This window comes from Streptomyces sp. (genome assembly GCF_050698815.1).
GTDB lineage: Bacteria > Actinomycetota > Actinomycetes > Streptomycetales > Streptomycetaceae > Streptomyces.
The window spans coordinates 1-9,119 of sequence record NZ_JBOHCV010000226.1 but is presented as its reverse complement, the minus strand read 5'-3'; the positions used below and the strand labels follow the sequence as shown (position 1 = coordinate 9,119).

Genomic DNA, 9,119 nt, shown 5'->3' with positions numbered 1-9,119 from the left:
AGTGTGGGTATGCCAGGGGCGTGCTCCGCTCCGCTGACTGCAAGTCGGCACTTATCGATGGCAATTGACAGAAGATGCACGCGCCGCACCGGTTCTGTGACTGATCAGGCATCCCCGCCGCACGCCGCGCCGACCGCTCCCCGGATACGATCCGGCACCTATGGACCCGGCACAGCAAGCACAGTCCGCACAGCAGGCACCGCCCGGTGTGCTCAGCGAGCAGGCCGACGGCGTCGCCACGCTCACCATCCGGAACCCGGCCAAGCGCAACGCGATGACCCCACAGATGTGGCGCGAGGTGCCGGTGCTGCTGGAGCGGCTCGCCGCGGACGCCTCCGTACGGGCGCTCGTCCTCACCGGCGCGGACGGAACCTTCTGCGCGGGAGCCGACATCGCAGCCCTGCGGGAGTCCGCGCAGACCTCGCAGGGCCTGGCGCTGGCCGCCGAGGAGGCGCTGAGCGCCTTTCCCAAACCGACGCTGGCCGTCGTGCGCGGGCATTGTGTGGGCGGCGGCTGCCAGCTCGCCGCCGCCTGCGACCTGCGGTTCGCCGCGCAGGGCGCGCTCTTCGGCGTCACACCGGCGAAGCTGGGGATCGTCTACCCGGCCGCCTCGACGCAGCGGCTGGTCGGGCTCGTCGGTCCCGCGGCCACCAAGTATCTGCTCTTCTCGGGGGAGTTGATCGGGACTGAGCGGGCGCTGCGGACCGGCCTGGTGGACGAGGTGCATCCGGACGACGCCCTGGACGCGCGGGTGGACGCCTTCGCCCGCGGTCTGGCGGCCCGCTCGCAGCTGACCCAGTCGGCCGCGAAGGAGTTCGCCGACGGTCGGGGCGACGCGGCGCGTATCGCGCACTGGCAGCGGGTGGCCGCGGCCAGTGACGAGGCCGCCGAGGGTGTCGCCGCCTTTCTGGAGCGCCGCGCCCCGCGGTTCGGCTGGACGCCGTGAAATTCGGCGCCCCGACTCGCCACGAAAGCGTTACCTATCGGTAACGTGTCCGCATGACGTCACTACCCGAGCGCGCCGCCCGGCGCTGCCACAACATGGTCAACCCGCTCCACTCCGCCGTGTACTTCTCCCCCGCACTGGGCAAGGAACTCGCGCCCTACGGCATCAAGGACCCCCGAGCCATCTACTTCGCCGGACGTGCGGCCCCGCTGGGTGCGGTGGGCGCCGGGACCGTCACCGCGACCTTCTACAACTTCAGCCACACGCTGATCGCCCGGATACTGCCGGAACTGTGGGAGTCCGCCTCCCCCGCCACCGTCCTCGCCGCCCGGCTGCGGGCGGTGGACACGATGCTCCGTGACCTGCTGGGCGAGGAGGCCATCGGCTCCCCGGAGATGGCCGAGGCGGCCGAGCTGGCCCTGCGGGCCGCCGAGGGCTGCACGCGGCCAGGACGTCCGCTCTACGCCGCCAACGCCGACCTGCCCGTCCCCGACGCCCCGCACCTCGCGTACTGGCACGCCGCGACCCTGCTGCGCGAGCACCGCGGGGACGCCCACATAGCCGCCCTGCTGGCGGCCGGTCTCGATCCGCTGGAGGCGCTGGCCAGCCACACCGCCAGCGGTCGCGGCATGGCCCCCAAGTGGGTGCTGAGCACCCGCGGTTACCAGGAGCAGGACTGGGCGGCGGCCCAGGACCGGCTGCGCGGGCGGGGCCTTCTGGACCGGGAGGGCGACCTCACCGAGGAGGGCACGCGGCTGCGCAAGGAGCTCGAGTACCAGACCGACCGGATGGACAGCGCGCCCTACGAACACCTCGGGGAAGCCGGCGTGGCACGGCTGACGGAGCTGGCCTCGGGCTTCGCCGCGGCCGTCGCGACGGCGGGCGCCTTCCCGGACGGCCTCTTCGGCCGGGACTGACCGGGCCGCGCAGCTCCGGATGCGGGTGCCACCTGCCACAATGCAGGATCACCGGGGACACCCAGCACCGAGAAGGCGGAACCAACCATCGTGACGACGACCATCGAAGGCAGGATCGCCGAAGAACTCGGCGTACGGGAGCGGCAGGTCAAGTCCGCCGTCGAGCTGCTCGACGGCGGGTCGACCGTGCCGTTCATCGCGCGCTACCGCAAGGAAGCGACCGAGATGCTCGACGACGCGCAGCTGCGCTCGCTGGAGGAGCGGCTGCGCTATCTGCGGGAGTTGGCGGAGCGGCGCGAGGCGATCCTCGAGTCCGTACGGTCGCAGGGCAAGCTCGAGCCCGAGCTGGAGCGGCGGATCCGGGCCGCCGAGTCCAAGGCGCGGCTGGAGGACATCTACCTGCCGTTCAAGCCCAAGCGCCGTACCAAGGCACAGATCGCGCGCGAGGCCGGGCTCGAACCGCTGGCCGAGGGGCTGCTCGGTGATCCGGGGGTGGAGCCGCACGCCGCGGCTGCCGCCTTCGTCGACGCCGAGAAGGGTGTCGCGGACACGGCGGCGGCACTGGAGGGCGCCCGGGCGGTCCTCGCCGAGCGGTTCAGCGAGGACGCCGACCTGATCGGCGAGCTGCGGGAGCGGATGTGGACGCGAGGGCGGCTCGCGGCCACGGTACGGGAGGGCAAGGAGGAGCAGGGCGCGAAGTTCAAGGACTACTTCGACTTCGCCGAGGGCTTCACCGAGCTCCCCTCGCACCGGGTACTGGCCATGCTGCGGGGCGAGAAGGAGGAGGTTCTGGACCTGGCGCTGATTCCCGAGGAGACGCCCGAGGGCGGCACCGAGGGCACGCCCAGCTCCTACGAGCGCTCCATCGCCCACCACTTCGGCGTACGCGACGAGGGCCGGCCGGCCGACGCCTGGCTGGCCGAGGCGGTGCGCTGGGCCTGGCGCACTCGCGTCCTGGTCCACCTCGGCCTCGATCTGCGGCTCCGGCTGCGCACGGCGGCCGAGGACGAGGCGGTGCGGGTCTTCGCGGCGAACCTGCGTGACCTGCTCCTCGCCGCCCCCGCCGGCACCCGCGCCACCCTGGGCCTGGACCCGGGGCTGCGCACAGGGGTGAAGGTCGCCGTCGTCGACGCGACGGGCAAGGTCGCGGCGACGGACACGGTCTATCCGCATGCCCCGCACAAGCGGTGGGACGAGGCGCTGGCGCAGCTGGCCGCCCTCGCGAAGGAGCACTCCGTCGAGCTGATCGCGATCGGCAACGGCACCGCGTCCCGCGAGACCGACAAGCTGGCGGCCGAACTGATCGCGAAGCAGCCCGAGCTGAAGCTGACGAAGGTGATGGTCTCGGAGGCGGGAGCCTCCGTGTACTCGGCGTCGGCCTTCGCCTCGCAGGAGCTGCCCGATATGGACGTCTCGCTGCGTGGAGCGGTCTCCATCGCACGGCGGCTGCAGGACCCGCTCGCCGAACTTGTCAAGATCGACCCGAAGTCGATCGGTGTCGGCCAGTACCAGCACGATCTGTCCGAGGTGAAGCTGTCGCGGTCGCTGGACGCCGTGGTGGAGGACTGTGTGAACGGTGTGGGTGTCGACGTCAACACGGCGTCCGCTCCGCTGCTCTCCCGGGTCTCCGGCATCGGCTCGGTGCTCGCCGAGAACATCGTGACGCACCGCGACGGGAACGGCCCGTTCAAGAGCCGCCGGGAGCTGAAGGACGTGGCGCGGCTGGGTCCGAAGGCGTACGAGCAGTGCGCGGGCTTCCTGCGCATCCGGGACGGCGAGGACCCGCTGGACGCCTCCAGCGTGCACCCGGAGTCCTATCCGGTCGTCCGCACGATGGTGCGGACCGCCGCCACCGACGTGCCCGGCCTCGTCGGCAACACCACGCTGCTGCGCTCGCTCAATGCGGCGGACTTCGTCGACGACTCCTTCGGCCTGCCTACCGTCACCGACATCCTCCGGGAGCTGGAGAAGCCGGGGCGCGACCCGCGGCCCGCCTTCAAGACGGCCACCTTCAAGGAGGGTGTCGAGAAGCTCGGCGATCTCGAGACCGGGATGATCCTGGAGGGCGTCGTCACGAACGTCGCTGCCTTCGGCGCCTTCGTGGACGTGGGCGTGCACCAAGACGGCCTGGTGCACGTCTCGGCGATGTCGAAGACCTTCGTGAAGGACCCACATGACGTGGTCAAGCCGGGCGACATCGTCAGGGTGAAGGTGCGGGAGGTCGACGTCGCGCGGAAGCGGATCTCACTGACGCTCCGCCTGGAGGACGAGTCGTCCGCGCCGGGAGCCGCGTCCGAGGCCGGCAACGGCGGCGGCGGTGCGGGCCGTCGGCGAGGTGGCGGGGGCGGCACGGACCGCACGCCGCGACCTCGGCAGGGCAACGGCAAACAGGGCAACGGCAGGCGGGACGGCGGCAGGCAGGACGGCCGCGGCAACGCGGGAAAGCCGCCGCAGCGCCGTGAAGCGGCCCCCGCCAACAGCGAGATGGCGGACGCCCTGCGCCGGGCGGGCCTGCTGGGCAAGGACAAGAAGCGCTGAGCGTGCGGCGTCGCTTGCCAGGCCGTCCGGCCCGGCAGGCGACGCCGCACCTTCCCTCGCCAGGCCTGTCCGCTCGTGTCCGCCTAGGGATTCACCTGCGGCACGGCGCAGTTGCGCAGCGGCACCCTGCCCTCGGGCCAGGCCACGCCCTCGAACTTCAGCTCGTCGGCCGCCGGGTCGAGCCGGACCACCGACATCGGCTTGTTGTACGGGTTGCCCGCGTTGGTCAGACAGATCCAGCCGCTGGCGCCCTGCACCCGGGAGGCCAGGTTCAGCGAGGCGAAGTCCTGCTTGATCCGCTCGGTCGAGGGGACCTCTTTCCCGCTCAGTGTGACGGCCTTCGCCAGGGCCTTGGTCGCGGTGAGGACCACGTCGTGGGTGACGATGGTCCGGCCGTCGTCGAGACTGACGTCACCCATCTCCCCGGCGGCGTCGATGTTCTCGCGCAACCGGGCCATCGCCTCCTGCGGTTCGGCGAGATGGCGCGGTCGGTCCGACTTCTTCGGCTTCGATCCGTCCCGCTCCGCCTTCTTCTCCCACTTCTTCACCTCGGCGTCCCAGGCCTGGGGGTGTGCGGGCGCCGTGTACCGCACGGACACCGTCGGCTTCCCCGCCCCGGGGTCGCCGCGCAGCAGCGCGCGTTCGAAATGGTCCAGGCGCTGGTCGACGGTCGTCGCGTCGGATCCCGAGATGACCGTGTAGGACTTCTTGTCGGCGCAGTAGGTGTCGGCGAGCTTCTTGATGAACAGCTCGAGGTGGAAGGCCCGCCCGGCGAAGTAGATGACGCGGGCGTTGGACTGGCAGATGTTCCGGGCCGCGTCCTCGAATTCGTTCGGCGTGATGCCCGCCTGCTCACGGCCGGGCGACCGGAACGTCATGTCCTGGACACCGCGGCCCTTCTCCCTGCCGCCTCTGGCTTCGGTGAACGCCGTCCACAGCGACTTGTTGTAGTTGTCCTTCGGCCGGGTGTCGACGATCAGCGCGGTTTCCTCAGTGGCCAGCCCCGGATCGAAGTTGATCAGCGCACGGGCCTGGTCCTCGCTGGTGGAGACCACCCGGGCCAGGCCCGGGTAGGGGTCCTTGGCCCGATCCCGGCCCTCCGGATTGGCGAAGTCGGCCGAGGTGACCAGGCTGGCGACGACGGGGATACCCAGGTCCTTCGTCACATGGGTCATCGCGTCCTGGGTGTTCTTCAGGCTCAGATTGAAGCCCGCGATCACGCGCAGACCGGGTTCCTGCGCCACCAGCTGATTCACCGTGTGCCGCCACAGACCGTAGTTGCGGCCCGGATTGGCGAGCACGAGACGGATGGGAGGCTTCGCCGAATCCGACTTGTTCGCCTGGAACTGCGCCAGATACGCCCCCTGCACCTCACTCAGCATCTGCCGCTGCACGGCCGGGTTGCCCGACTCCATGGGGATCATCAGCGCGACGGTCGCATGCTTCTTCCCCGCGACGCGCTTGTTCTCGGCGGCTATCCGGGCGGAGACCTCACGCATGCCGTCGACCTGCGGCATGAAAACCCCGGTGCCGTCCGAGACGCCGACGCAGTCGCCGCCGTGCACCTCGAGGCCCGCGCCGCAGCTCTCGGGCTCGTCCCCGAAGATCCAGTAGCCGCCGTAGCCGCCCGCGCCGAGAACGGCCAGCCAGAGGAGTGCCACGGTGACGGGACCCAGCCGGCCATGGCGCTCCTTGGTGCCGGCCGACGCTCCGGCCCCTGCCGTCACCCGCAGCAGGCGTCCGGGCAACGGAATGTCCCTGCCCAGCCGCCGGTCCTCGGCGGCGCTCACGCGCTCGCGGAACAACGCCGGCACCGCGTCCATCAGTTCGGCGGCCGGCACCGGATCGTTCGTCGCCTGCGCGGACGGGGCAGCGTCCGGCGCCGAGGTGGCGACGACGACTGGGTAGGCGCGGAGGTTGCGGGATTCGCCGTCGTACGCCGTCAGCAGGGCGTCCCGGATCGCCCGCCGCGCCGGAAACCTGTCCACCTCCGGCAGCAGAACGACCGGACGGCGGACCCTGTTGAGGCGCCGGAACCAGCCGTAGTGCGCGTCGACGTCCGCCAGCAGTGCCTCTGCCAGCAGCAGTTGCTTGCGCTCGGGGGGCTCGGCCCGCCACGCGAGCAGCTCTCTGAACACCTCCCGCGGCGTCTGCAGCCCTTGGCTGCGGAAGCGCGTCCTGCGGTACCAGCCGACCGTTCTCAGATGCGGGAAGCGCAGGGCGTCGACCGCCCAGCGCAGGAGTTCCACCATCCAGTTCACGTTCGGGGGGAACTGCTGGGGGTCCAGCCCCCGGAACCGCCGGCGTAACCCGAGCAGCACATGGCGGCGTTCCTTGGCGATCGCCTGCTTGACCAGGTGGGCCAGCTCATCGACCTGTTCGGGGACGGTGTGCTCCGGCACGGGCCGCCAGGCGTAGAACGCGGCGAAGGCCGCCGCGAAGCGCGGAAAGACCAGTGGCAGCCGGTACGCCGGGCGGCCGTCGTATCCGCATCCCTGGGCGAGAGCGAGCAGTTCGTCGGCGACCTGCTTCTCCTCCGGCTCCGCGGCCGACACCTCACCCGGGCTGTTGACCGGCAGTACGCCCTGGTACTTGCGCCGGAACTCCTCCGGCCACTTCGCGGCCGTACCGTCGGCGGCCTCTATCTGGAAGACCAGGGCTCCGCCGGCCCGCCGCCCGAACCGGAGCCGTCGCCGGCGGAGCCGGTCCCGTACCGCCAGCTGTGCCAGCACCGCGTCCAGCTGCTTCTCCACCCGCGCTCCCCCGTTCCCGAATGCGGTCTCGAATCCACTCTCGAATCCGGGAAGCAACTATAGTGAGCCAAGTCACTTGTTGTGCAGGGAGTTTGACGGCGCGTCGATTTCCCGCACCCTGCCGTCCAGCACCTCCAGGCGCCGCGTGGTGCGCACCGACTCCAGCATCCGGCGGTCGTGCGTGACGAGCAGCAGCGTGCCCTCGTAGGAGGCCAGCGCCGACTCCAGCTGCTCGATCGCGGCCAGGTCCAGATGGTTCGTCGGCTCGTCCAGCACGAGCAGGTTCACCCCGCGCCCCTGCAGCAACGCCAGCGCCGCCCGGGTCCGTTCCCCCGGTGACAGGGTCACCGCGGGGCGCAGCACATGCCCGGCGCTCAGGCCGAACTTGGCGAGCAGTGTGCGTACCTCCGCGGGCTCCAGACCGGCGGCGCCGCGGAAGGCGTCCAGCAGCGGCTCCTCACCATGGAAGAACCGCCGCGCCTGATCGATCTCCCCCACCACGACGCCCGACCCCAACGAGGCGCCCCCCGTGTCGAGTTCGAGCCGTCCCAGCAGAGCGGCCAGCAGGGTCGACTTGCCCGCGCCGTTCGGACCGGTGACCGCGACCCGGTCGCGCCAGTCGATCTGCATGTCCACCGGCCCCAGCCGGAAGGCGCCGCGCCGCACCTCGGCGCCGCGCAGGGTGGCCACGACCGAGCCGGAGCGTGGTGCGGCGGCGATCTCCATGCGCAGCTGCCACTCCTTGCGGGGCTCCTCCACCACCTCGAGCCGCTCGATCATCCGTTCCGTCTGGCGTGCCTTGGCGGCCTGCTTCTCCGTCGCCTCGATCCGGACGTTGCGTCCGATCTTGTCGTTGTCGGGCATCTTCCGGCGTGCGTTGCGTACGCCCTTGTCCATCCAGCCGCGCTGCAGGCGGGCCCGCGATTCCAGGCCCGCCCGGGTTCCGGCGTACTCCTCGTACTCCTCGCGCGCGTGCCGGCGCGCCCGTTCGCGCTCCTCGAGGTAGGTCTGGTAGCCGCCGCCGTAGTGGCGCACCTGGTGCTGGGCGAGGTCGAGTTCGAGCACGCTGCGGACGGTGCGGGCCAGGAACTCCCGGTCGTGGCTGACCAGGACCGTCCCGGCCCGCAGGCCGCTCACGAAGGACTCGAGCCGGTGCAGTCCGTCCAGGTCGAGGTCGTTCGTCGGCTCGTCCAGCAGGAAGACGTCGTACCGGCTGAGCAGCAGGGAGGCGAGCGAGGCGCGGGCCGCCTGGCCGCCGGAGAGGGAGGTCATCGGCCGGTCCAGGCCTGTTTCCAGGCCGAGTTGCGCGGCGACCTCGGCGGCCCGCTCCGCGAGGTCGGCGGCGCCCAGGGACAGCCAGCGCTCCAGCGCCACGGCGTAGGCGTCCTCGGCCCCCGCAAGGCCCTGCTCCAGTGCGCGGGTGCTGTCGTCGAGCGCGGTCTGTGCCGCGTCGACTCCGGTACGCCGGGCCAGGAACCCGCTCACGGTCTCCCCCGTGCGCCGCTCGGGCTCCTGCGGCAGGTAGCCGACGGTCGCGGTCGGCGGACCGAGCCGTACCGTCCCCGCCTCCGGCTCCGTCAGCCCGGCCAGCATCCGCAGCAGGGTGGACTTGCCCGCGCCGTTCACCCCGACGAGACCCACCACGTCACCGGGGGCGACGACGAGATCGAGCCCGGCGAAGAGGGAGCGGTCGCCGTGACCGGCGGCGAGGGCTTTGGTGACGAGGGTGGCGGACACAAGGGCAGATGGTACGGGGGCGAGGAGTCATGGTCGCGCGCATTTTCCCCGGCCCGTACGCGAGGGGCCGCCGGGCGGTGCCGGCCGTCATTCCCCCGGACCGGTCGCCACCTCCAGGGCGGCGGTCCGCACGTCGGGCACGGCGTGGCGGCGCACCTCGCGCAGGAACGCGCGCCAGGGTTCGGGCCAGCCGCTGCCGGGGTTGACGGCGGCGGCCAGCGTCACGGC

General features: G+C 71.6%; 5 protein-coding genes. 3 read left to right on the top strand and 2 right to left on the bottom strand.

Translation table 11 applies throughout. From position 1 onward, the window contains the following. Window positions 1–160 precede the first annotated feature (160 nt). The 3 genes from ACRDP3_RS08315 to ACRDP3_RS08305 all read left to right on the top strand — a co-directional run bounded on the left by ACRDP3_RS08315 (window position 161) and on the right by ACRDP3_RS08305 (window position 4,401). Complete coding sequence (locus ACRDP3_RS08315) at window positions 161–946, top strand: enoyl-CoA hydratase/isomerase family protein (RefSeq protein WP_431516203.1); 786 nt, start codon at window positions 161–163, stop codon at window positions 944–946. Window positions 947–999: 53 nt separating this feature from the next. Further along, entirely contained in the window at window positions 1,000–1,863 is an 864-nt protein-coding gene (locus ACRDP3_RS08310; RefSeq protein WP_431516202.1) for an SCO6745 family protein, read from the top strand. 90 nt (window positions 1,864–1,953) lie between these two features. Next, window positions 1,954–4,401, top strand: a complete 2,448-nt coding sequence (locus ACRDP3_RS08305; protein ID WP_431516201.1) for a Tex family protein — start codon at window positions 1,954–1,956, stop codon at window positions 4,399–4,401. Between the two features lie 83 nt (window positions 4,402–4,484). Here ACRDP3_RS08305 and ACRDP3_RS08300 read toward each other — a convergent pair whose 3' ends face one another. Further along, window positions 4,485–7,154, bottom strand: coding sequence for a hypothetical protein (locus ACRDP3_RS08300; RefSeq protein WP_431516200.1), 2,670 nt, complete (start codon window positions 7,152–7,154; stop codon window positions 4,485–4,487). A 72-nt stretch (window positions 7,155–7,226) separates the two neighbouring features. Then, window positions 7,227–8,891, bottom strand: coding sequence for an ABC-F family ATP-binding cassette domain-containing protein (locus ACRDP3_RS08295; protein WP_431516199.1), 1,665 nt, complete (start codon window positions 8,889–8,891; stop codon window positions 7,227–7,229). Between the last annotated feature and the right edge of the window lie 228 nt (window positions 8,892–9,119).

Excerpts from the sequence above, each read along its gene's own strand:
- ACRDP3_RS08315 (WP_431516203.1), top strand. The coding sequence starts at position 161 with ATGGACCCGGCACAGCAAGCACAGTCCGCACAGCAGGCACCGCCCGGT.
- ACRDP3_RS08310 (WP_431516202.1), top strand. The coding sequence starts at position 1,000 with ATGACGTCACTACCCGAGCGCGCCGCCCGGCGCTGCCACAACATGGTC.